This window comes from Sphaerospermopsis sp. LEGE 08334, from assembly GCF_015207205.1.
Taxonomy (GTDB): domain Bacteria; phylum Cyanobacteriota; class Cyanobacteriia; order Cyanobacteriales; family Nostocaceae; genus Sphaerospermopsis.
On sequence record NZ_JADEXH010000028.1, the window covers coordinates 22,774 to 47,588 of the forward strand.

The 24,815-nt window shown below is 36.6% G+C and carries 22 protein-coding genes, 1 tRNA gene and 1 pseudogene; 12 read left to right on the top strand and 12 right to left on the bottom strand.

Annotated elements, in window-relative coordinates:
* Positions 1-23 precede the first annotated feature (23 nt).
* The gene (locus IQ237_RS16210; protein WP_194056921.1) at positions 24-464 is read left to right on the top strand and encodes a DUF29 domain-containing protein; all 441 of its coding nucleotides are present in this window, start codon (positions 24-26) and stop codon (positions 462-464) included.
* 59 nt (positions 465-523) lie between these two features.
* Here the strand turns inward: IQ237_RS16210 and IQ237_RS16215 are convergent, their stop codons facing one another.
* The 8 genes and pseudogenes from IQ237_RS16215 to IQ237_RS16250 all read right to left on the bottom strand — a co-directional run bounded on the left by IQ237_RS16215 (position 524) and on the right by IQ237_RS16250 (position 10,431).
* Complete coding sequence (locus IQ237_RS16215) at positions 524-796, bottom strand: DUF3143 domain-containing protein (RefSeq protein WP_194056924.1); 273 nt, start codon at positions 794-796, stop codon at positions 524-526.
* Between the two features lie 53 nt (positions 797-849).
* On the bottom strand, positions 850-1,389 hold the full coding sequence (locus tag IQ237_RS16220) for a J domain-containing protein (protein ID WP_194056926.1): 540 nt from the start codon (positions 1,387-1,389) through the stop codon (positions 850-852).
* 114 nt (positions 1,390-1,503) lie between these two features.
* Positions 1,504-2,202 (bottom strand): Uma2 family endonuclease, encoded by a 699-nt coding sequence (locus IQ237_RS16225; RefSeq protein ID WP_194056928.1) that lies wholly within the window; start codon positions 2,200-2,202, stop codon positions 1,504-1,506.
* A gap of 82 nt (positions 2,203-2,284) precedes the next feature.
* Positions 2,285-2,568, bottom strand: a pseudogene (locus IQ237_RS27060) (chloramphenicol acetyltransferase); the annotation flags it as partial.
* 15 nt (positions 2,569-2,583) lie between these two features.
* Positions 2,584-4,908 (bottom strand): WD40 repeat domain-containing protein, encoded by a 2,325-nt coding sequence (locus IQ237_RS16235; RefSeq protein ID WP_194056930.1) that lies wholly within the window; start codon positions 4,906-4,908, stop codon positions 2,584-2,586.
* A gap of 716 nt (positions 4,909-5,624) precedes the next feature.
* Entirely contained in the window at positions 5,625-6,014 is a 390-nt protein-coding gene (locus IQ237_RS16240) for a hypothetical protein (protein WP_194056932.1), read from the bottom strand.
* Positions 6,015-6,213: 199 nt separating this feature from the next.
* Positions 6,214-7,971, bottom strand: coding sequence for an arginine--tRNA ligase (argS, locus tag IQ237_RS16245; RefSeq protein ID WP_194056934.1), 1,758 nt, complete (start codon positions 7,969-7,971; stop codon positions 6,214-6,216).
* A gap of 120 nt (positions 7,972-8,091) precedes the next feature.
* Complete coding sequence (locus tag IQ237_RS16250; RefSeq protein ID WP_194056936.1) at positions 8,092-10,431, bottom strand: IMS domain-containing protein; 2,340 nt, start codon at positions 10,429-10,431, stop codon at positions 8,092-8,094.
* Between the two features lie 1,021 nt (positions 10,432-11,452).
* Here IQ237_RS16250 and pdhA point away from each other — a divergent pair.
* From pdhA to IQ237_RS16275, 5 genes are all read left to right on the top strand, one after another.
* Positions 11,453-12,490 (top strand): pyruvate dehydrogenase (acetyl-transferring) E1 component subunit alpha, encoded by a 1,038-nt coding sequence (gene pdhA, locus IQ237_RS16255; RefSeq protein ID WP_194056938.1) that lies wholly within the window; start codon positions 11,453-11,455, stop codon positions 12,488-12,490.
* Between the two features lie 134 nt (positions 12,491-12,624).
* Entirely contained in the window at positions 12,625-13,494 is an 870-nt protein-coding gene (locus IQ237_RS16260; RefSeq protein WP_194056940.1) for an aldose epimerase, read from the top strand.
* A 58-nt stretch (positions 13,495-13,552) separates the two neighbouring features.
* Positions 13,553-13,624, top strand: a tRNA-Lys gene (locus IQ237_RS16265).
* A 116-nt stretch (positions 13,625-13,740) separates the two neighbouring features.
* Positions 13,741-13,968, top strand: a complete 228-nt coding sequence (locus tag IQ237_RS26345; RefSeq protein WP_228020376.1) for a hypothetical protein — start codon at positions 13,741-13,743, stop codon at positions 13,966-13,968.
* Complete coding sequence (locus IQ237_RS16275; protein WP_194056942.1) at positions 13,965-14,357, top strand: type II toxin-antitoxin system VapC family toxin; 393 nt, start codon at positions 13,965-13,967, stop codon at positions 14,355-14,357. Before IQ237_RS26345 ends, IQ237_RS16275 begins: the two co-directional genes overlap by 4 nt.
* Positions 14,358-14,559: 202 nt before the next feature.
* Here IQ237_RS16275 and IQ237_RS16280 read toward each other — a convergent pair whose 3' ends face one another.
* On the bottom strand, positions 14,560-14,991 hold the full coding sequence (locus IQ237_RS16280) for a type II toxin-antitoxin system HicB family antitoxin (RefSeq protein ID WP_194056944.1): 432 nt from the start codon (positions 14,989-14,991) through the stop codon (positions 14,560-14,562).
* A gap of 207 nt (positions 14,992-15,198) precedes the next feature.
* Here IQ237_RS16280 and IQ237_RS16285 point away from each other — a divergent pair, with 207 nt between their 5' ends.
* Positions 15,199-18,558, top strand: a complete 3,360-nt coding sequence (locus tag IQ237_RS16285; RefSeq protein ID WP_194056946.1) for a type ISP restriction/modification enzyme — start codon at positions 15,199-15,201, stop codon at positions 18,556-18,558.
* Between the two features lie 382 nt (positions 18,559-18,940).
* On the opposite strand, the gene IQ237_RS16290 is transcribed toward IQ237_RS16285, so the two are convergent.
* Complete coding sequence (locus IQ237_RS16290; RefSeq protein ID WP_194056948.1) at positions 18,941-20,299, bottom strand: DUF3370 domain-containing protein; 1,359 nt, start codon at positions 20,297-20,299, stop codon at positions 18,941-18,943.
* Positions 20,300-20,426: 127 nt separating this feature from the next.
* Complete coding sequence (locus IQ237_RS16295) at positions 20,427-20,999, bottom strand: peptidase C15 (RefSeq protein ID WP_194056950.1); 573 nt, start codon at positions 20,997-20,999, stop codon at positions 20,427-20,429.
* Positions 21,000-21,074: 75 nt separating this feature from the next.
* On the opposite strand from IQ237_RS16295, the gene hisH reads away from it, so the two are divergent.
* A complete protein-coding gene (gene hisH, locus IQ237_RS16300) occupies positions 21,075-21,710 on the top strand; it encodes an imidazole glycerol phosphate synthase subunit HisH (protein WP_194056952.1) in 636 nt (211 codons plus the stop codon).
* A 71-nt stretch (positions 21,711-21,781) separates the two neighbouring features.
* Positions 21,782-22,339 (top strand): 16S rRNA (guanine(966)-N(2))-methyltransferase RsmD, encoded by a 558-nt coding sequence (rsmD, locus tag IQ237_RS16305; RefSeq protein ID WP_194056954.1) that lies wholly within the window; start codon positions 21,782-21,784, stop codon positions 22,337-22,339.
* 61 nt (positions 22,340-22,400) lie between these two features.
* On the opposite strand, the gene petG is transcribed toward rsmD, so the two are convergent.
* Positions 22,401-22,514, bottom strand: coding sequence for a cytochrome b6-f complex subunit V (petG, locus tag IQ237_RS16310; RefSeq protein ID WP_013191177.1), 114 nt, complete (start codon positions 22,512-22,514; stop codon positions 22,401-22,403).
* Positions 22,515-22,853: 339 nt separating this feature from the next.
* Here petG and IQ237_RS16315 point away from each other — a divergent pair, with 339 nt between their 5' ends.
* The 3 genes from IQ237_RS16315 to IQ237_RS16325 all read left to right on the top strand — a co-directional run bounded on the left by IQ237_RS16315 (position 22,854) and on the right by IQ237_RS16325 (position 24,799).
* Complete coding sequence (locus IQ237_RS16315; protein ID WP_194056957.1) at positions 22,854-23,228, top strand: cytochrome c; 375 nt, start codon at positions 22,854-22,856, stop codon at positions 23,226-23,228.
* A gap of 247 nt (positions 23,229-23,475) precedes the next feature.
* Positions 23,476-23,658 (top strand): MerR family DNA-binding transcriptional regulator, encoded by a 183-nt coding sequence (locus IQ237_RS16320; protein WP_375539909.1) that lies wholly within the window; start codon positions 23,476-23,478, stop codon positions 23,656-23,658.
* A 61-nt stretch (positions 23,659-23,719) separates the two neighbouring features.
* The gene (locus tag IQ237_RS16325; protein WP_194056959.1) at positions 23,720-24,799 is read left to right on the top strand and encodes an RNA-guided endonuclease TnpB family protein; all 1,080 of its coding nucleotides are present in this window, start codon (positions 23,720-23,722) and stop codon (positions 24,797-24,799) included.
* The last annotated feature ends 16 nt before the right edge of the window (positions 24,800-24,815 follow it).

The window sequence follows — 24,815 nt, forward strand, 5'->3', positions numbered from 1 at the left end:
AAGATTTGGGAGAAAAATTAAATATGACACTATCTCTCTATGATCAAGATATTTTACTCTGGGTTGAAGATACTGTTGCGAAGCTCAAAGCACGGGATTTTGAAACTTTGGATATTGAAAATCTGATTGAGGAAGTAGAGGCTTTGGGAACTTCGCAAAAAAGAGAACTATTGAGTCGTTTAATTGTATTACTAGAACATTTACTCAAGCGATTATATGTTGACTTACCCTACGATTATAATGACTGGGAACGCACAATTCGCACACAACGAACTGAACTTGATGTATTAATTACCCAAGTACCCAGTCTCAATTCTCTATGGGATACGAGTTTTAAAGAGGCTTGGCGACGAAGTTTAACTAATGTCAGGAGTGAGTATAAATCAGTCAATTTTCCTTCGGAATGGCCGTATTCATCGGAGTTAGAAATACTCCTAAATTCTAACTTTTGGGAGAATAATTAAGCTGAATATTTCTGTCATGAGTTTGTTTGTAGGATACAAAAGCAATGTTGGAATTGGACTTATGGACCAGAAAAAACTGCTGCTTGAATATCTTGCCGACTGAGAGAATATTTAAAGGAACGTTGGATATCTTGACCTTTTTCTCCGGCTTGAACATATCTAACGGTAATTTGTTCGATATCTAGCCAAAGTTCGGCTTGCCAAGTTGGTTTTTGCACGCGCCAACAATGTAACTCAGTTTCATCTTGTTGACAACCTTGCTCTTTTAGCCATTGTTCAATTTGTGGTAGTGAATGATTATACAGTGGTGTGTCGGAAGACAAAATAGACATAACAATTTTTAGATTTTGGATGTTAGATAATTGACAGTTGTTTGATTGAATGTTTAAGTTATTCTTGCTGTTTGTGTATTAATTTGGTAGATTTGGTAAATTTGTTGTGTATTCAAATCTGATGAAAGTTGAGTTTGTAAAGTCGGTTCACCACGCAACACAGCAACAGCGATCGCTAGTAGTAAACAACCGACAATAGTTAAACTTAACACAAATAATACAAAGATTTCGCCCGATGATAGAGGGCGATCGCTTGCATCCAGATACATTGATTTTGAATAATCATGGGGTTTATGTACTGGATGGTTTAAATCTGTTGGTGTTTGAATTACCCCAAATCTAGAATAACCAATCTTTAAATCATAACTTAAACGGCGTTCTGGATGACTGAGAGTGGCGTAAGCTTCGTTAATTTGTTGAAATTTGGCAGTAGCAACGGTATCAGGTAATTCTGTTGTATCTGGATGATACTGTTTACTTAGTTCCCGATACGCGCGACGTATATCTATGACTGACGCTGAGGGATGCAGTCCTAATAGGGTGTAATATGTTGTAGTGTTGCTGCTTTGTGGTTGTGTCCCAGTTTGACTCACGGTTTTGATTTATTTTGATCAACTTTGTTTTTTTCTATTTTAAATCCCTTGGGTGGTGAACCTGTCCATTAAAAAAATAGCAGGATTACATTTGATGATGATGAGAATTAGATTTTACAAACTATCAGGATCAATATTCAATTCTCTCAGTTTAGCTGCTAAACGTTCAGCCCGTTGTTTTTCCTGTTTAGCGTCTTCTTTAGCTTGGATGCCGTATTCTTCAGGTGTCATAATTAACTGACATTCGGCAGTAAAATAACGCAATTTTCCCTCATGAACTCCCAAGTATAAATCTAGCTGCTGACTCCACAATAAACCTTGGGGGTTGGGTTCTATAGGTTGATATGTGCCACCAAGTAAGATAAAACCAGCAAACTCTGAGGTTTTAGGATCAAACCAAAAATATTCAGGGGTACGGAAAATATCTTGATAAATTTGTTTTTTTATAGTTCTGTCAGTGGTCGCAGTGGAAGGAGAAAGCAATTCTATAATTAGGTTAGGATATTTACCGCCTTCTTGCCAAACTACCCAACTATCACGGGGTTTGTTTTCTGTATCCAGCACTAAGAAAAAATCTGGCCCACGAAAGTCTTTAGTTTTGATCTGCTGAGGACTGTAATAAATACTCATGTTCCCAGCAATAAAATAGTTATTAAACTTAATTAAATCTTGCCACCACCAATTCAAACATTTAATTAGTAGTAGCATTTGTTCTAGATGTAATGATGATTCCAAGGGTGGTTCGTCACTTTCTATATTAACTATGGGAAATAATACATCTAAATCTGGTGCAGTGTCTTGGGTGACAGTCATAGGTGTGAGTGGGTGAGAGGTTCTGTTTTTAGGTTAACAGAATATCGCAGGTGACAGTAGTTAAAATTAGCCAAATTTCCACAAATGGGTAAGTAGAAATTCCATCAAGTTTGTGATTTGCACCGTTCATGATGAATTTAAAATGAGTGGCGATCGCACAAAAATTACCAATAATTAATGAATCACCACCATAGTTATAAAGAACGTTTTTTTCAAACTCCTCCGGTTTCACTGGATCATCATAATAAGTGTATTCACCAATAATATTGGGTGATTTGATGCAGTTTTAATAAAGCAAACCCAATGATGTTCTGCTATTGGATAGGGATTTTGAAGATTTGGTCTAAATTGTTCTATTAATTCCATTAAATTCTCACATTCCTATTTCATCAACTGCCAAATTTTAACAGTTTTATCTGAACTACCACTAGCGAGAACTTTACCATCTACGCTGAGGGAAATAGAATTTACTACCCCAGAATGTCCGGTAAGAGTTTGTAAAACTTCCCCGGTAGAAATATGCCAAATTTTAATAGTAGAGTCAGCACTACCACTACAAATAAATTCACAATTTGGACTTACAGCCAAAGATTTTACTTTATTTGTATGTCCATTTAAAGTTTTTAGCAATTTGCCTGTACTTAACTGCCAAATTTTAATTTTAGAGTCAGCACTACCACTAAACAAATATTCTCCATTTGGACTAATAACGATTGATGTCACCTCTCCTAAATGACCTGCAATAGTACGTAAAGGATCTCCGTTACGAGGATTCCACAATCTAATTTTGTGATCTGAACTGCCACTAGCCAGAATTTTACCATCTGGACTTATGGCAACCGCATGAACCTCTGAAGAATGCCACAAAGTACAAATTCTTTCTCCTTTTTGTAAATTCCAAATTTTGATTTTATTACTACCACTAGTGAGAATTGTACCATCGGGACTAATTGTGATTACATTAACTGGTTTCTGATGTCCCAAAAGTGTATGAATTAGTTTACCAGTTTTCAAATCCCATACTTTGACATTACTTTGTGGATGTTCACAACTACCCACAGCGAGAAAATTACTATCTGGACTGATAGCTACAGAAGAAATAGCACCTAAATTTCCTGTGAGAGTACGAATTAATTTACCCGTTTGTAAATTCCAAATATTGATACTTTTGTCTGCACATCCACTAACTAAAATCTCATTATCTGGACTGATAGCTACAGAAGAAACTTTCCCAGAATGTCCATTGAAAGTATAGTTAAGATTCGCCATTCCCAAATTACGATTATTTTTTAGAATGGCTATTTCTTCTAAAAGACTCTCTGCATAAACCAGATTATCACTATCACCAATGGCGGCAAAATATTGTTTTAAAATAGTGATATAATTCTCATCCTCTATTTTCAATGCTAGTTGCATTGCCTTTAATGGGTGAGAAACTTCTGTTATTGATACTTGCCGTAGTTGCAACCAGGTATTAATAGAGTAATCAATTTGTTCCTGTAACCAAAAAGAACTAGAAACATGAGATAAACTTTGAGCTAATTGTAAAGCAATTTCTGGAACTTTTAAACGTCGTTCATTTTTGAAAGCTTCGTAAAGTTGTTTATAACTATTAGTAATTACCTCTAATGATTGTAAATCTATTCCTTCATTAATTAAACTTGGTAGCAATTTGGGTAACAAGGGAGGTATGTCATAATTAACCAGATGATAAGCATCTGTCACCCAAGCTGTAACTAAACAATGGGCAGTAATTAAAACTTGATAAAGATGTTCCCAGTCTTGGGAAGAAGTTTCATATTCTACTGATAAATGACTAACATCTATTCCTTGAGATTGCCATTTTTCTACTTTTTCTAAAATTGCCAAGTTGCGGTTTTTCTCTTTACCTAAATCATTAATTACTTCTAAATCTTCTCCTAATTCTAACAGTTGATTTTTAACATTTCTCCATTCTAAAGCCCGATTTCTAGCAGAATCTTGTAAAATCTGCTTATAGGGTAATTTAGAAATAGTTTTATAGTAATAATTCTCTTGTCCTAATCCCCAATAACCAATGCGTAAATTTAGATAATCTCCATCTTTTTCCGATTCTAAAATTAAAGTAGGTTGGGTTTTTAAAGCACTAAATAAAGCCTTGATGCTAGATTCACTATGAAACCGCTTACTATCCCAAGCACCAGCTAAAAATTCTATGGGTCTTTCTGGATGATGCAAAGAATAATGATTATTAATAAATTCACGCAAACCTTCAGCCAATTTTAGTTCAATTTCATCAGTAAGTTTTGAATTTTGTAAATCAAATTTATCAAACTGTATTTGTGGTGCTGCTAAAAAAACTTTTAACGGTGTGCGTTGATAATTAACAGAAGATTCTAAAAGTTGGGAAGGGTATAATCTCAATGGCCAACTATCCAGAATTTTATGCACTTCTGGTAGTCTAATTGCTGTTTCTTTTTCTTGATTAGCTATTTTTAATTGTGTGGCATGATGGTAAACTGCTAACTGCTGTTGCTGGTTCAATTCAGCTTTAGTAATATCTAATTTCGTCACATTATCTACTGTGTGAATGAAATCTTGAATTACTGGGAAAATTGGCGAATTGTCGGTTTTTGAATTATTTGATGTTTGCTTTTGGATGATGTTTACCATCAGAGGTGCAAACTCTAATACCAGTTGAATGAGTAGATTTAATCCTGGTTGCATAAAAAAATCCTAATGACTATCTAATACAATTAATCCAAATCCTTTGTTAACTTAATTCCAATAACTATGAAATTTACAGAATGGTTATTTGGGAGCATCGCAATTTTGAAAAAATAAGCACAGCAACACTAAAAAATCTCTAAAACTCTCTTACCTTTGTGTCCTTTGCGTCCTTTGCGGTTGAATCATATCAAGCCTGGGATAATTTTTTATTACTAGATAAAAATCAACTTACACATTTGGAATGCTCCCGGTAATTTTCTTGACTTACTTCTACCTTTGATGATAGAGAAAATTAATAGATAATCCCTATACTACTATCTTAGGGCATAGTTTTTAATGACTATCTAAAGATTACAATATAAATGAATTGATGGCAACCATAAGAATGTCAAACATCGGCTAAATGAAAAACCTAGCTAATGTTTGACTAGCAAATTACCATGTATATTGAGGAATTTAGTTTGTTATTCGGATAAATCGGCGTGATTCAATTTAGACTAATGTAAACTCTATATTTCAGCTAATAGCTGCTATTTTTTGGCTATGATTATTGTCTCAAAGTAAGTATTCAGCTATCAGTAATCAGCTAATAACCAGGATTCAGACGTTTTAAGTTTAGGAATGTTATCTACATCTGTTTCTCGTCATTATTTTTATTTCCATCTTTCAGTTACATAGCTGATTGCTGACAGCTAATAGCTGAATGCTTACAATTAAAATTTTATTCCTAGTTGTCCATTGAAACCACGTACAGAATGATATCCCGCACCGAGAAAAATGTGTTTAGTTGCGTTTGCTTGTACCCCACCGGAAAAAGCTACACCTTTATCTTCTGAATAGTAACCAACTCCAACATAAGGAGAAATTACAGGTAAATTGATGAATTTTAAGACATCTGCACCTGTAGCACCGTCTTCACCTGTTCCTACTTCTACACCTAAACTTAATGCTTTAGCACCTACAGCATAAGTAATATTTCCATCTTTTTCACCGACGGAAACCCAAGGTTGGGGTACTATTTGTGCTGATGCTTGACTGGGGTTTAATAATACTAATAAACCCAAGGATGTGATGAGTGTTTTGATCTTAAATATTGGTTTCATTTTTATATCTCACGCAAAGACGCAAAGAAAGGAAGGACAAGAAAAACAAGGGATTGTACAATACAAATATATGAAAAATGCTGTAAATCTCTCACACCTGACAAGACGTAGTTAAATCATATAAGTTCCTGAAATTGAACAAGACGCAAAACAAGATAATTTCTCTCGGCGTCTTTTCGCTATCAATAGCTTTTACTTACTACATCCTTTCTAAAACTTTAATTCCCAGCAAATCTAATCCTAGTTTTAGGGTTCTTGCGGTTAAATAGCATAACATTAAACGTGATGTTTTGATGGGTTCTTCTGATTTTAAAACCGGACATTTGTCATAGAATTTATTAAATTTTTCGCTGAGGTTATATAAATACTCACACAGGCGATTTGGTAATAAATCCTGTTCTACTTCGGCAATTATTTCATCTAGTTGTAATATGTGTTTGGCTAGGGTTAATTCTGTATCTTCTTTGAGGATTATTTTGGCATCTGTTTCTAAATTTGCAAAGTCAATATTGCCTTCTCGACTAATGCCTTGAGTCCTTACATAAGCATATAGCATATAAGGTGCTGTATTGCCTTTTAAAGAAAGCATTTTATCATAACTAAAAACATAATTGCTAGTGCGATTTTGGCTGAGGTCTGCATATTTCACAGCACTAATACCAACCACATCAGCAATATTATTAATAAATTCCTCAGTTTCTTCTCTATCTTCTGCTTTTAATCTCGCTTCTAAATCTGCACGAGTGCGAGAAACTGCTTCATCTAATAAGTCTTTTAATCGGACTGTATCCCCAGAACGAGTTTTAAATTTTTTGCCATCTTCACCTAATACTAATCCAAAGGGAACGTGAACTAATTCAACGTTTTCAGGTATCCATCCTGCTTTGTTTGCAACTTGGAAAAACTGAGCAAAGTGGTTTGCTTGTCCTGCATCGGTGACGTAAATTATCCGTTTTGCTTGATCTTCTTCAATTCTATAACGTAGTGCTGCTAAATCTGTGGTGGCATAGTTATAACCACCGTCTGATTTTTGCACAATTAATGGTAAAGGATCTCCTTCTCTGTTAGTAAAACCTTCCAAGAAAACACATTTTGCTCCTTGGTTTTCTTCTAATAATCCTGCTGTTTCTAAATCTTCTACTACTTTGGGTAATAATGGATTATAAAAAGATTCTCCTCTTTCAATTAATTTGATATCGAGTAAATCATAAATTACTTGAAATTCTCGCCGTGATTGTTCACATAATAATTTCCAAGCATGAAGGGTATCTTCTGCTCCTGCTTGTAATCTTACGACTTCTTGACGTGCGGTTTCTTGAAAGTTTTCGTCTGCATCAAATCTTTGTTTTGCTTGGCGATAAAAACTGACTAAATCTCCTATATCTAAGGCGTTAGCGGTGGTAAGTGCTTCGGGGTAAACTTCCCGCAAATAAGCAATTAACATCCCAAATTGTGTACCCCAATCACCGACATGATTTAATCTTAATACGTCATGTCCTCGAAATTCTAAAATTCTGGCTATACAATCACCGATAATTGTAGAACGTAAATGTCCTACGTGCATTTCTTTGGCAATGTTGGGACTGGAAAAATCCACTATTTCTTTTTGTGGGTTATTCGCTTTGGGAACTCCTAAACGGGGATCTGTTTTAATAGCATTGAGTTGTGCTTCGAGATAGGATGTTTGTAATTTTAAATTAATAAAACCAGGTCCTGCAATTTCTGGTGATTCACAAATATCAGATACGTCTAATTTTTCTACTATAGCAGTGGCGATCGCTCTTGGCTGCATTGCTAATTGTTTACTCAGGGATAAAGCAACATTGGCTTGAAAATCACCAAATTTAGGATTACTTGCAGGTACTAAAATGGGATCTACTTGAGTATAATCTGCTCCAAATGCAGCCGCCAAAGCTTGTTGTAGTTTAATTTTTAGTTGTTCTTGTGTAGCTTTCATGTTCAAATCTTATTTGTTCTGATCTGTATTAAAGGTGCGATCGGCTGCCAGAAATTGTTATATTGCCAAATGCTTGATTATTTTAACCTGACAACAGTTAATTACGAATTACGAATTATTTTAACTGTTTAGTGTTTTAACAACTGTCATTCCTTGAATCCGCCAAGAACCTTGCTTACGAACTAAATCATAACGAACCCTCAGTCTGTCTTGAGAAGTCTTTTGAAATCTTTCTTGTTGATAAAAGTGGGTAACTTCCCTCACTGTAGCTTCTACCACGGCATTATCTGACATATTGCTGGTTTGATTGACAAATTCTACCTTGACATCATGTTCATACTTGCGATAGCGTTTTTCTGCTATATCCTGCTTGACAATTGATTGCCATTGTGGTATTGCAGAAACAGTTAAAATTTCATTTAAACGATTAATTTGATGATCTGGACCTAAAACAGCAGCTTTAGTGGATAACCACTTTTCAATCACGTCCTGGGCGATCGCTGGTGTCAGTTGACCTTCAGGTACTTCTTGTTTGCTGCTATTGGGTTCAGGAATAGTGACTGGTGGTTGATTCAATTCTATAGCCAAGGGAGTTCCCTGCACAGTTGGTTGGGGGAAAAACACATTGTTAAACCATCCCCAGACTGTAGAAACTAACAACCAAAAAACTAGCAACCCTCCCATAGATAGAAACACCAGCCAAACTAAGCGAGTTTTTGCATCTAATGAGTTAGCAAAAGTGCGCCGTCGTCGAGCATGAGAATGTTGATGTTCCGAAACCAAACCTCGACTATTAACTACAACGGGCTTGCGTCTTCTACGCTTTTTACTTTGACTCGTTACATCATAACCGGCATTGATTTGCTGGTAATATTCAGTTCCTGCCTCTTCTGCTGTCGCCGACAGTTCTGCCATTTCTGGGGTGTGACTGTTGCTGTATCTCCTAGAATGCCATTCTGGTGGAGAATAGTTAGCAGATTCGGGTACTTCGCTGGGTGCTGAGGTGTAAAACTCAGGATCAGGTGTATAGTTGTGATTTACTGTCCCATTACTAACCCCATGATTAATCTCATTACTAACATTGTGATAGCTGTGATAACGGGTACTATTGATTTGTGGTGAGAGAAAAGACTGTTTATTAATTGTAGTCCATTCATCAGTTGCTTGTAGATCTTTTGGTAAAGCTTCTAAATAAGCTTGTACCTGTTTATCAGCAAAATATTCTTTTAAAGAAGCTTGTTTTTTGACTAAATCTCGAAAATTAGGAAATACCTCTTGTTGTAACCACTGTTCACAGTACAAACACAATCCTGGTAACAAATCTGGGGAATCTTGAGATTTTTCCCGAATAATAGCTAAAGCTTCATATTCCTGACTTAGTTCCAAAACACGAGTTGCTTCTTCCGTTTGCCCAAGTAACAAAGCACAGAGAGACTGTTCTAAATGCACATCTTGGCGTTTACCAAGACGAATTAACATTTGCTTTGCCTGACGAATTAAAGCTGGTTGACTTTGGGCAAAACCCCTGGCGATTAGGGCATAAACCGCTAAATATGTAGACACAGCAGAAGGACGCTTACTTTCAGCTTCAAATAATTTATGCTGTTCTGCAACTGTCAAATGGTTGCGTAACTGTTGAATAAATCTCAGAAAATCATCTATATTTAAACCAGATTGGTCATTACCACTACCATCAATCCCACCGCGCTCTTCCAAAATCGTCTGTAATAATTCCAAACCTTGACGGCGTTCTTTAGTCTTCTCTTGAGGTAGTGCCAATAATTCCAGGATTCTATATGGTCTTAGCTTACACAGGTCTGCGGCAATTTCCGCTTGCACACTAGGAAACAAACCCTCACGCATTATTAATTCTTCCCCAGTTTCCAAGGATATAGCAGCATTTTCATAGTTACCTTGTTGCCATTGCTCCCGTCCCAGTTCCAGACAAGCTAAGGCCACTGTGAGAATAATATCTGGTAGTTCAGGACTAACAAAAAATTCCTCACTGTTAAGATGAGATCCTACTTTCACCCCTGCGGGTTTATTTCTATTTACTAGGTGTGGACGGCCTAGCTTCAGCACCAGTTCGTATTCTCCCAACTCTTGAAGCAGCAATAAAGCACCCACTAATTCATCTGGGGCAATTTCGATGCTGAGACTTTGAACATCGTGGTTACGGTTAATGGTTTCGGTGCTGTTTTCTAATAGGGATGTCTCCCCAAGCCGATCTTGGTTGTAGGCGTGGGCTAGATAAGCCTGATCGTAGGTACTGCGTTCTCTGGGATTTGATAAAACCACGTAAGCTTCTTCTATGAGTTGTTTACGAGAGGATATAGCTGCAATGGAATATTCCCGTCTTGGCAATTGAACAATGCGATCGCCATAAGCTTGCCGCAATTGTTCCTCACTTGCCGCCAACGGTAATCCTAAAATTCGGTAGTAATCAAGCGGAATTCGCACAGCCTACTTCCCCTGCACTGTGTTTACGTGGCATCTCCCAGAGACGGACATGATTAACCTAGAGCATTCCAGGCTTGTAAAACCGTGCCATAATCATAGCTTTAATAATACCGTGTATAATATACCAGTTGAGTGTATATCGTAACAGTTTTTTTGTTTCTTGCTAAGAATAAATATATCCCAAGAATTATTTTCAGCTGTTGATTTAGCACAGCATCGATATCTCCCCCAAGATATTACCGGATGCATTAGCCGTTAATTAACCTCAAGTAAATTAGCTTTCGGTTATCATTATCTTATGTATGTTTAATGTATCTCTGCCAAATTGTATATATATTACTAAATTATATATATACTCTGATAAGAGTTGCACATTTTAACACACAACTAAAGCTATTGCTATAGATGTTTTGCCAATTATAATATAAAATTATTAATTGGTTTTGGTTGTTTACAGTGCGTTAGCGATAAAACTGCACTACAACCGATTAATCCTGATAACTGAATAACACAATATAGCACGATTAATTTTTCATGACCATTACTTAATAAAAAGTAAATTTTTACACAAAAAATCCCAATGAGTGTAGAAAAAGCAATAAACAACAGAGAAGAAAATTTTTGAGCTAGACCTGAGCTAACATCAGAAAATTGTTAATGGCTATGCAGAAAAACGACTATTCTGATTGCTAACTTAAAGAGCGAACATAAAAAGCCACAGTTACGACACCAAAGACCAAAAATAGGCAATAAACATTAAAAAATGGCAAAATTACACCTTAACTATTCCATATCAATCTTTTTTAAGTCACAAATGAAGATTTTATAGTTGGCAGGTTGATTTTTGCCAAGGCTGTCCTATTTCCAGCTAACATTATTAAGACTTGCTTACAGCAGATTACAGAGAAATGAGGTGGAGAATCTAATTTCAAGGTCAGATACTAAGGCCGTTTTACTCTTGACTCCTGCTATAACTTTAACACTGTAGCTTTAACTTTTACGACAGGGATACTTCACAATAATGGTTCAAGAACGCACGTTACCCAAATTTGATACTTCTACAGTCCAGATTACCAAAGCAGAAGGGCTGGAATTATACGAAGACATGACTTTAGGGCGCTTTTTTGAAGACAAATGCGCCGAAATGTACTACCGTGGAAAAATGTTTGGTTTTGTCCACCTATACAACGGACAAGAAGCCGTTTCCAGTGGTATTATTCGGGGAGCAATGCGACCTGGTGAAGACTTCGTTTCCAGTACCTACCGTGACCACGTTCACGCTTTGAGTGCGGGAGTACCAGCTAGAGAGGTAATGGCAGAATTATTTGGTAAGGCCACAGGATGCAGTAAAGGGCGCGGTGGTTCCATGCATATGTTTTCTGCTGAACATCGTTTATTAGGTGGTTATGCTTTCGTAGCTGAAGGTATTCCTGTTGCATCTGGGGCAGCTTTTCAAAGTAAATACCGTCGGGAAGTCTTGGGAGACAAAACAGCAGACCAAGTAACAGCTTGTTTCTTTGGTGACGGTGCTGCTAACAATGGTCAATTTTTCGAGACATTAAATATGGCGGCACTTTGGAAACTGCCGATTATATTTGTGGTAGAAAATAATAAGTGGGCGATCGGCATGGCTCACGATCGCGCTACATCAGATCCAGAAATCTACAAAAAAGCCAGCGTGTTTAACATGGTAGGCGTAGAAGTAGACGGGATGGATATTTTAGCAGTGCGCCAAGTCGCTCAAGAAGCCGTAGCCCGCGCCCGTGCAGGGGAAGGACCAACCCTCATTGAAGCCCTCACCTATCGCTTCCGTGGTCACTCCTTAGCAGATCCCGACGAACTCCGCAGCAAAGAAGAAAAAGATTTTTGGTTCTCTCGTGATCCCATTAAAAAGCTAGGTGCTTATTTGGTAGAACACAACCTAGCCACAGAAGCAGAACTCAAAGACGTTGAAAAGAAAATTCAGGCTGTGATCGACGATGCGGTGAAATTCGCAGAAAGCAGTCCCGAACCAGATGCGAGCGAATTATATCGCTTTATCTTTGCAGAAGACGTGTAACAGGTGACAGGTGACAGGTGACAGTAAGAAAGCAAGAGGCAAGAGGCAAAAGTTGAAAAATTAATTCTTTCTCTTGACTCCTGACTCCTGACTCCTGACTCCTGACTCTAATAACCAATCACCAATCACCAAATATGTTTACCATTACTGAACAACAACAACAATACAAAACCTACATCCTCGCGGATACTACTGCTGGTTCTCATCTGGAAGTAGTACCAGAAAGAGGGGGTATTATCACCCGTTGGCGGTTGAAAGGTCAGGAAATTCTCTATTTAGATACGGAAAGGTTCGCTAACCCGGAGTTAAGTATTCGCGGTGGTGTACCTATTTTGTTTCCGATCTGTGGGAATTTGCCGGATAATACTTACACCTATAACGGTAAACAATATACTCTCAAACAGCACGGCTTTGGGCGAGATTTACCTTGGGAAGTGACAAACCAAGTTACTCAAGGTAAGCTTAGTTTAAGCGTAGTTCTCAAGAGTAATGAGGTAACACGCGCTGCTTATCCTTTTGATTTTCAGCTAACTTTTACCTATACGCTACAGGGTAACTCTTTGATCATTGAGCAGGTTTATCAAAATCTGTCTAGTGTGCAGATGCCGTTTTCGGCTGGGTTTCATCCTTATTTTCTGTGTGGTGATAAGTCGCAGTTAGAGTTTGAAATTCCCTCTGGACAGTATCTAGACCAGAAAACTAAGGAAATGCACCCGTTTAACGGTAATTTCGATTTTGCACGGGATGAGATAGATTTTGCTTTTGGTCATTTGCGGAGTCAGTCTGCTGCGGTGACAGATCATAGCCGCAAGTTGAAGTTGACTCTTAACTATGATGATATCTATGCTATGCTGGTTTTCTGGACGTTGAAGGGCAAGGATTTTTATTGTCTTGAACCTTGGACGGCTGGACGCAACTCGCTCAATACTGGTGAAAATCTAACTGTGTTAGAGCCAGGAGCAAGCAAAACTTCCTCTGTGAAATTAACTGCGGATTTTTTCTAAAAAACAGTTGACAACCTAGAGAGAGTTTGCTATATTAAAAAAGTTGCGAAACACAAAAGGGTCGCTAACTCAACGGTAGAGTACTCGGCTTTTAACCGATTAGTTCCGGGTTCGAATCCCGGGCGACCCATAAAAAGCCAAACAATGATGTTTGTCTGGATCAGGATTTAATGATTGACAGGATGTTATATTTTGTCTGAATCAGGATTTCCAGGATTTAAGGATTAATATTGGAGATAATGAACTATGCTAAAAACTGTTCAAGGAATCTACCGGAATGGTAAAATCGAGCTAACGGAAATTCCAGCCAATATCATAGAAAGTCCAGTTTTAATAACTTTTATAGAAACTCCAACTCCAGAAAATATAACCATCAAAAGTTCCACAGAAGAATTATTTGCTCCCTTACGAGGTAAAATCAAATATTTTGAAGATATCACCACACCCACAACGGAAGAATGGCGTGAAATATGACAATTGTTTTAGATACTTGCGCTTTAATATGGTGGAGTCTTGATCCAGATAAACTTTCTTTACCAGCTAAATTAGCTTGTGAAAAAATGGAAGTAGAAAAAAATGGTTTAGTCGCTTCTATTTCGCTGTGGGAAATTGCTATTAAAATTAAAAACCAAAAGTTAGATTTAGGAGTACCCTTAACCACTTATTTGGAAACCTTGCGAAAATCTGATGTAATTACGATAATTCCTATTGATGAAAATTTATGGTTGGAAAGTGTTGCTTTAGAATGGAGTCATAAAGATCCCGCAGATAGGGTTATTGTTGCTTTAGCTAAAAAATATCATGCAGGTTTAGTGACGGGAGATAAAATAATCATCGGATTTTACGAGTCAGTTATTTGGTAAATTTGTTTGTCAGAATCAGGATTTTCAGGATTTAAGGATTTACAGGATGTTATATTTTGTCTGAATCAGGATATCCAGGATTTAAGGATTTACAGGATGTTGATTTGTGAGGATGGGGTTAAGCTAATTGTAGGATAATTTAGGCGATCGCTATTTTCCCACTCATCCAATTTTAGGAATTATCAAAATATTCCACAATATTCTATGATGCTGTAATTTGTAACTCTATTCTTTTTCCTAATGCTGTTAAAGTTTTTTCGATAATAGATAGTTTGGTATCATAGTGAGGATCAAGCATATTTTTTACTTCTTGTTCACCAATATTCAGAATAGAAGCAAGTTGTACTTGAGTCATTTTATGTTCACGCATTGCTAAATATAATGCTGCTTTCAATGCTGTTTGAATAGGAACTGGTACTAAATACTCTCCAGTGTTAGATAATGATGGTTGGGGAATATCTAATTGATCATCAATGCGTAAAGCGATCGCTTCTTCTAAACAATCAGCAGCTTCATTTAATGCTTGTTCTATTGTATCTCCTTGAGTAATTGCTTCTGGTAAATCTGGGAATGTAACGACAAAACCGCCATCTTCGTCTTCAGTTAATAATACTGGATATACAAATTTGTTCATAATTATACCCCTTGTCTGAATCAGGATGTCCAGGATTTAAGGATTTACAGGATGTTTTTGATATTTAGTGTTAAATTTTACATTCTTAATTTTCTAAATGTTAATTTTAATATAGTTTTCAGTATTAATAACAGCCTACAAACAAATATACACTAAGATGATTAGACACATATATCCTGCGTCAATCATTATTAGGGGTGTTGTAATATGTCTAGTAATTCTGAAAACCAATTTTTATCCAGTCTTCAAGACTATGCAAAAGATTTAACTACTAAATTTTCACTTTCTTCTGTTTCTTTTGGTGCAGAAGATCAACTAAAATCACCTATTGAAAATTTGTTAAAATCAGCAGCAAATATTTTAAATTTGCCTATTGTAGTAGTTACTGAAGTGCGCGAAAAGGTACTTTCAGGAAGACCAGATATGGGAATAACTATTAATGGTCTGTTAATGGGACATATTGAATTAAAAGCACCAGGAAAAGGCGCAGATCCTAATAAATTGAAAGCAGATGATAAACAACAATGGGAAAAATTTAAAAGTCTGCCAAATTTGATTTATACAGATGGTAATAGTTGGGGACTTTATCGCACAGGTGAAAAAGTAGGAAAAACAATTAAATTTTCAGGAGATATTACTGCTAAGGGTGCATCAGCTATCACTGCTCAAAATGCTAATGATTTACTAATATTATTACGTGATTTTTTAAATTGGCAACCTATTGTCCCTTCAACACCTAAAGCTTTAGCAGAAATGCTTGCTCCTATTTGTCGGTTATTAAGAAAAGATGTTTTAACTGCTCTTGAAGATCCTGAATCTAATTTAAGTCAAGTAGCTAAAGATTGGCGACATTATTTGTTTCCTGATGCAGATAATCAACAATTTGCAGATGCTTATGCTCAAACTTTAACCTATGCACTTTTATTAGCCAGATTTTCCGGTGCTGATGATTTATCTTTACCACAAGCTGTTAAAACTATTAGAACAGGTCATAATTTACTAGCTGATGCTTTAAAAATATTAGGTGATGAAGCAGCACGGGAACAAATAGAAGTTTCTGTAAATTTATTAGAAAGAATAATTGCAGCTATTGATCCTACAGCACTAAATAAAGATGGTTCTGAAGATCCTTGGTTATATTTTTATGAGGATTTTCTGGCTAAATATGATCCAAAAATGCGAAAAGAAAGAGGTGTTTATTATACTCCTATTCCTGTAATTAAAACCCAAGTCAGATTAGTAGCTGAATTATTAGCAGAACATTTTGATGCTGAATTTTCTTTTGTAGATGATAAAGTTATTACTTTAGATCCTGCTTGTGGTACAGGAACTTATATTTTAACAGCTATTAAACATGGACTGGATCAAATTAGTAATTTACGAGGAAAAGGAATGAAAGTTTCTGCTGCTACAAATGCGGCGGCAAATATTCACGCTTTTGAAATTTTAGTAGGTCCTTATGCTGTTGCCCATTTACGTTTAACTCAACAAATTTTAAGTGAAGGTGGAACTTTACCGGAAAATGGTGTTCATGTATATTTAAGTGATACTTTAGAATCTCCCTATGCAGAATTAAGTGGTAATTTACCTTTAATTTATAAATCTTTAGGACAAGAATATAAACGCGCTCAAAAAATTAAACAAAATACTCCCGTGATGGTTTGTTTAGGAAATCCACCTTATAACCGTCAAACAATTGATGAAGATGATTTAATGAATCAAAAAAGAAAAGGTGGATGGGTAAGATTTGGAGATAATGCACAAAAGGTTGATGAAAATGAACAATTAATCAAAAAACGTCCTATTTTAGAGGATTTTCTTGAACCATTAACAGCTATGGGTTATGGTGTTCATGCCAAAAATTTATATAATGATTATGTTTATTTTTGGCGATGGGCGTTGTGGAAAGTTTTTGAAGCTAATGAAGAAAATAAAGCCGGAATTATTAGTTTCATTACTGCTTCTTCCTATTTGCGTGGTCCTGGATTTGCGGGAATGAGAAAAGTGATGCGTCAAACTTTTGATGAACTTTGGATTATTGATTTAGAAGGTGATAATTTAGGGGCAAGAAAAACAGAAAATGTATTTGCAATTCAAACTCCTGTGGCTATTGCTATTGGTGTTTGTTACAATCAACCTCAACCTGAAGTTCCTGCTCAAGTTCATTTTACCAGAATTGATGGTACAACTGAAGAAAAATTAGAAATTTTAGAGAATATTCATTCTTTTCAAGATTTACAATGGCGAGAATGTGCAAATAATTGGACTGATTTATTTTTACCTGTTAGTGATACAGATTATGGAAGTTGGGCAAAGTTAACTGATTTATTTCCTTGGCAAGAAAACGGGATTCAATTTAAGCGAAAATGGACTATCGGTGAAAATAAGGAAGTTTTACAAGAACGTTGGCAAACTTTGATTAATGCTAGTAAATCTCCAGGAACACAGAAAAAACTGTTTAAAGAAACAGATGCTAGAAAAATTAGTAAACAGTATCCATCTTTAGAAGATAGAGGAAATTTATTAGCTCCCATTGCTAATTTATTATCCAAAGATTTACCTGTAGAACCAATTCGTTATGCTTATCGAAGTTTTGATCGTCAATGGGCTTTATTAGATAATAGACTGTGCGATCGCCATAGACCAAATTTACGACGTTCTCATGGTAATAGACAGGTTTATATGACAAGTTTATTAACTAATGTTTTAGGTCATGGTCCATCAGCAGTTGCTACTTCATTAATTCCTGATTTAGATCATTTTCGTGGTTCTTTTGGTGCTAAACATATTATTCCACTGTGGAAAAATTCTGAAGCTACTGAACCTAATATTACTAATGGAGTTTTGCAAGTTATTAATAATATACTCAATGACAATATTTCCCCAGAGGATTTTTTTGCTTACTGTTATGGAATACTTGCAACTCCCAAATATGTGAAAGAATTTTGGCATGAACTAGAAACACCTGGTCCAAGGATTCCCATTACCAAAAATAGGGATTTATTTATTAAAGTAATAGAAATAGGACGCAGTTTAGTTTGGTTACATACCTATGGTGAAAGATTTGTTCCCAGTGGTAAAAAACCAGGTAAAATTCCTATTGGTAGAGTTCGTTGTCAAATAGGAATACCCAATACAGTAAACGATTATCCCACAGAATTTTCCTATGATGTCGGTACACAAGAATTAAAAGTTGGTAGAGGTGTATTTGAAAATGTTCGTCCTGAAGTTTATAATTTTAGTGTTTCCGGTTTAGAAGTTGTCAAATCTTGGTTAGCTTATCGAATGAGAGACGGTGCTGGTAAAAAGTCTTCACCTTTAGATGATATTCGTCCTCAAATTTGGCAATTTGATCATGAATTACTTGATTTACTTTGGGTTTTAGATGCTACTGTAGATTTATACCCTGAGTTATCTTCTTTATTTGAGGAAGTGATTAAAAGTGAATTATTTGCAGCTACCGAGTTTCCACAACCAACAGAGTTAGAAAAATCCAACTCTTTAGAAATGGAAGCTGAATTTCCACTTCCTTTGAATTTAGGAGAAGTAGATGAAGAAGATGAGTAATTTTTTTGTCTGAATCAGGATGTACAGGATTTTTATTGACAATTATGATCTGTGATTTGTGAGAATTATTGATTCCTAATTTATCTGCTTCTGACAATTTCCAGCATCTTGAGATTTACTGATGAAATTATATTCATCATCATCTCAATCAAAAATCGGAAAATCATTCCATCCTGTAAATCCTTAAATCCTGTAAATCCTCATTCTGACAATTTATATAACTAAACGCAGATGAACGCAGATGAACGCGGATTTTTAATTTTTCATTTCTCTCTCATCCTGTAAATCCTTAAATCCTGTAAATCCTGATTCAGACAAATTAGGTGATAGGTAATAGGTAATGAATTTACTGTCACCTGTCACCTGTCACCTGTCACCTAACTTACTCCTGCGTCGCAACCGTCAAAACCTGCGGAGGAGAAGCATCAGGAGGATAAAGAAAATCAACTTCCACCCAAGAATTATCCCCCGGTTTCATATTTAAAGACACCAAAGGTTGACCAGGTTCACCTCTTTTTTGCACCAAATGTACAAACCTAGTCGCCGGTTTACCTTGTTCATCCCGATAACGTACCCGCACAGTACCCCGAAAGAAAACCTGACGCGCAGGTGTGGTAAAAAACCTTAAACCTGATTTTGTTAACTCATTTTCTTTGATGGGAGTTTGCAACGAAATAGTGACATTTTTTGCACTTTGAGAATTATTCAACAAAGGCAACCTTAAACTATATTGAATGCCATAATTACCATGTGCAAAATAAGCTGTATCAGGATAACGGACTAACATCGGTGCTGTTTGAATTTGACCTGTACCAAAAGTTCCTCCGTGCAGCGTACTTAAAGGATAGGAAAACGCTTTACCGGGTTCAGGAATAGTTAAATACCTACTGTTAGAATTATCTGTTAAAAGCGATCGCCATTGTGACCCACGGGACACACCAGCAACTCTTCCATAAATAGCAGGTTTACCAGTTCCCTCTATAGGAGTCGGGGTTTTATCTCTCGGTGTTGATAAATCACCATTATTTAATAAATCTTCCCATTCTGCTAAACTTGGCGATCGCTCACTACCATCAGCATTTGTCTTTGCAAACATCGCTAAACTAGCAGCATAAATTTTGCCATTACTCCGCAGTCGCATATATGTGGAACGACCATTTAAAGGTGGTGTCAATTCTCGCACGGGAATGGGTAAATTTAATAACATCCGACTTTCCCCAGCAGGAATGACAATTTGAGCAGGGAAAATATTTTGTCGTCTTCCTCTCAAAACATCAGACATCACCCGACTACCAGGACCTGCAAACACAGTACCCAAATTATTAGGAATAAAAGAATCTAATGGTAAAAAAGGCGCGTCTGGTTGACTTAAATAACTTGCACCTTGCAGAATATTCACAGTTACCGATGTAGTACCAGGGTTATGTAAGATTATGCCGTGGTAAAGGGAACGTAAATCTTCTGGTGGTTCTGCTCTAGCAATATGATGGGAAAAAACATCAAACCTTCCCTGAAAGGGAAAATTTAAATGGGCGGTTGGTACTTTTTTACCATCTCCGGGAAAAGTAGAAAGTAAAATTCCTTCTTTTAATACCAATTCTGGGCTATTGCTATTAAATACTGGTATTGTATCCAATTTTCCTGGTAATGGCCGCACCTCTTGAGGTATTACCACTTCTTCCGGTGGTGGTGTAGCTGGAGTTGCTTGTGCGAGAGTCAAACCGAGTAATACTGGTAACATAGGAAATTTAAAATTCAAAATTTATAAGTGACAGGTGACAGTTAACAGTTAACAGTTAACAGTTATTAGTGAGTGGAGTTTATGATTTACTGTTCCCCATTGCCTATTCCCTATTCCCTATTCCCTGTTACCTTGATTCAAAAATAACCAAATTATTAATGATTAAAACAAAATCAGCAAGAATGTCTAGCAAATTTTCTTGATGCAAAATCGGAACATGGACAAAAATACAAGGAATGGGGAGTTGAGATTGATTCAAGTAGTCCAACACTGAATAATAAAGACCTTCGCACACAAATTTACCACAGTCGTAACTAATCTCAACTGCCGCTGTCTCAGCTATTAATTGTTCAACATTAACAATTGTTTGCAAAGTTGTTATCCCAAAATTTTCCCCACCATCTCTAAATGAAATATCAGTAGTCTGTATAGACTCGCTACTAGCAACAACTTCCACACTTAAATTTTGCCGACTAGCAGCCATACCACAACAGATAACATAATCCGGTTTGAGTTCATTAATTTTGGCAATGACGCGAGAACTGGCAAGGGCAACATCTACAGGTAGTCGCCGCAAAAAAGTTAAGTCATGATAGATATCAGCCATTTTGGCTAGTTCGAGTAACAAGTCATCGGAAGAATTTGACTGTTGTTCACTCAACCAAGTGTCAAAAGAAGTTAATAATATTTTTTTCTGCATAATAAATATTATTTAGAATATTATTTAGAATTAGAATATAAATGCTTCCCTAATAAATTTACAAGGAGCAAGTAAATGCCAGTCATTGCGGTCGTAGATTATGATATGGGAAATTTGCACTCAGTCTGTAAAGGTTTAGAAAAAGCTGGTGCAACTCCTAAAGTCACTTATTCTGCCAAGGAGTTAGAACAAGCAGATGCGATAGTTTTGCCAGGAGTGGGAGCTTTTGATCCTGCCATGCAACATTTACGTTCACGCGGTTTAGAACAACCAATTAAAGATGTGATCGCATCTGGTAAACTGTTCTTAGGTATTTGTCTAGGACTGCAAATTTTATTTGAATCTAGCGCTGAAGGAACTCAACCAGGACTAGGAATAGTGCGGGGAAAAGTACGCCGATTTCGTCCAGAACCAGGAATAGCTATTCCCCACATGGGTTGGAATCAACTGCAACTGACTCAACCAAGAAGCATTTTGTGGGAACATTTACCCCATCAACCTTGGGTTTATTTTGTCCATTCCTACTATGTTGAACCAACTGAAACGCAAATTAGAGCAGCAACAGTGACGCATGGAAGTCAAACTGTCACAGCAGCGATCGCTCATGAAAATCTCATGGCGGTTCAATTCCATCCCGAAAAATCCTCTAATATCGGATTGCAAGTTTTATCTAATTTTGTGGCTCAAGTCCGTGAAAAAATCCCTGCTTAATAAAAATTTGCATTTTTTTCAGTTGTTAGTTTTCGGTTAACTAATAACTAATGACTAATCATCAATAACTAATGAGTTTAAGAATTTACGGGAATCGTCTGTTAAAAACTTTACCAGGGCGAGAGACTAGACCTACCAGTGCGCGAGTACGGGAGGCAGTTTTTAATATTTGGCAGGGGGAAATTGAGAATTGTCGCTGGTTAGATTTATGTGCCGGTAGCGGTTCAATGGGTGCAGAGGCTTTATGTAGGGGAGCTAGTCTAGTAGTAGGAATTGAACAGTCAAGTCGAGCCTGTGCCATTATTCAACAAAATTGGCAGCAGGTAGCTAATAATGAACAAAAATTTCAAATCTTGCGGGGAAATATCCTGCAACAGTTAAAAAAATTATCAGGTCAAACATTTGACAAAATATATTTTGATCCACCTTATGCCAGTGGTTTATATGAGCCTGTTTTAGAAGCGATCGCTCACTATCAACTTTTAGATCCTCAAGGGGAAATAGCAGCAGAACATAATCCTAATTTTACACCACCAACCATCCCCACTTGGGAAATCAGCCGCCAAAAAGTTTATGGCAACACAGCACTAACTTTTTACAGAACGATGGAAGTACCGGAAAACGAGTGATGAATATATATGGTTAGGGGTTTAGCATTGCTAAACCCCTACGCTAACTAGCTGTTAACCCTTAGCCGCCCAACTCGGTAGGACGCTTGTATTGCTTATAGGCAGCGTAAAACAGTCCGCTAAGGGTGACGAAAATCAGACCCAGAACAATACCTGAGAGTAGGGGTTCAACCACTGTAAATCTCCTCTTTACAAATTTTCAAGTTTCGTTTCCCGTTTTTAATCTTACCAAATCCCGCATCAATCCAGCGCCCTCAGCTGTTTGTGGATTATAAATACTATCTAAAAATTTTCATCTGTGGTTGCAGGTAGAATCAAGAAATTTTAAGCTATGTGTAGAAGATGAAATATTTTTTGTAAGAATTCAGGAGTCAGGATTCAGGAGTCAGAAGATTTGCTCATCTAGCGATTACTCAAATAGTGATTGTTAGTTTAACCGTTAAAAAGCTGACTGCTGAACGCTGATAGCTGAATGCTTACAGTTTTTGTACACCTAGACTGTAAAAGTAAACTCTTGAATAACCAGCTTATCAAACCTGAAACTTGGAGTCAGTGGATCACTTTGTCGGTTTTGGCCATACTCATCGCCATACCCGTAACTATTTTTGGTGTTCAAATAGTTCAAACCTCTGATCCTTACGTCAAAAATGTTTTATCACTGACAGGCAACCCAGTACAGGGAAGGGCTATCTTTCAAGCCAACTGCGCTGGGTGTCATGGTTGGGAAGCTCATGGACTCGTTGGACCGAGCTTACAAGCTGTCTCCAAACGCAAATCTCAATATGGATTGATTCATCAAGTTATTAGCGGTGAAACTCCTCCCATGCCCAAATTCCAGCCCAGCGCCCAAGAAATGGCAGACCTTTTAAGTTATTTAGAAGGTCTTTGAATAAGGGAACAGAGAACAGGGAACAGGGAACAGGGAACAGTAAATAGGGAAAAGTGTTATTTTATATTTTTATATGTTGTTATAAATTGTGACAGGCTGCTTAGTAAATCAATGGATAATAAAACTACCACTACAAGATGGTTTTACTCCTGACTCCTGACTCCTGGAAATTTCATTTTCAACTGAGTTTGAGCTTGTCCTAAGTTGACAATTTAATAAACAAACCTGTACACTCATAGACAAGACTATGAGTGACTTTATGTTTAAACCTCATGAATTTGCTAAAAAAATCGGAGTTTCAGTCAAGACCTTGCAAAGATGGGATGTTGAAGGAAGACTTCCAGCCAAAAGAACATTGTCGGGGCATCGTTTTTATACTGAAGATGATTTACTGATTACCCAGGGATTAAAACCTGTAGACTCAAATTGACAAACCTGTACAAGATATGTCAGTTTTAGACAGCAAAGAAATACAGTGTTGAGGTCGAGCAATGCTTTTATCCATCAAAACAAAACTCAAGTTAAACAAAACCCAGGAAATATTAATGGCTAAACACGCTGGTATAGCAAGGTTTACCTATAATTGGGGTTTAGCTACTTGGCAGGATTTGTATAAAGATGGATTAAAGCCAAACAAATACATCCTCAAGAAATTCTTTAATAATCATGTAAAACCTGAATTGGCATGGATTAAAGAAAAAGGTATTTGTCAGAAAATCACTCAATACGCCTTTGATAGTTTAGGTGAGGCTTTCCAGAGATTTTTTCAAGGACAGTCTAAATATCCCAACTTCAAAAAGAAAGGGAAAAATGATAGTTTTACAATTGATAATGGTGGTAAACCAATTCCTGTAGGTGGTACATCAATAAAACTACCAACAATTGGATGGGTAAAAACTTATGAAGGATTACCTCACACCACCTGCAAAAGTATTACTATTTCTAGGACTGCTGATAGCTGGTACATAGCTTTTTCTTATGAACAAGAATGTCAGCCAACTATTAAAAAACATGATGCTGTTGGTGTTGATTTGGGAGTAAAGGAACTAGCTATTCTTAGCACTGGTATTACTTTTGCTAATCCTAAACACTACAAACAGAACTTAGCTAAACTGCAAAGATTATCTAATATCTACTCTAGAAAGGCTAAAGGTTCAAGCAATAAGCATAAAGCCAAAATTAAACTAGCTAGACATCATGCGAGAATAGCAAACCTGAGAAAAGATACTCTTCACCAAATCACTACTTACTTATGCAAAAACCACGCTCAGATAGTAGTAGAAGATTTGAATGTTTCAGGGATGTTATCAAACCATAAATTAGCTCAAGCAGTAGCCGATTGTGGGTTTCATGAGTTTAAGCGTCAGCTAGAATATAAAGCTAAAAAGTTTGGTTGTGAAATTATAATTGCTGATAGATTTTATCCATCAAGTAAAACCTGTTCTCACTGTGGACATAGAAAAGATAGTCTTTCTTTATCTGAAAGAATTTATCACTGCGAGAACTGTAGTTTTGAGATGGATAGGGATCTGAATGCTGCAATTAATTTATCGCGTTTGGCTAAAGCGTGAAAGTCTACCGAGGGAT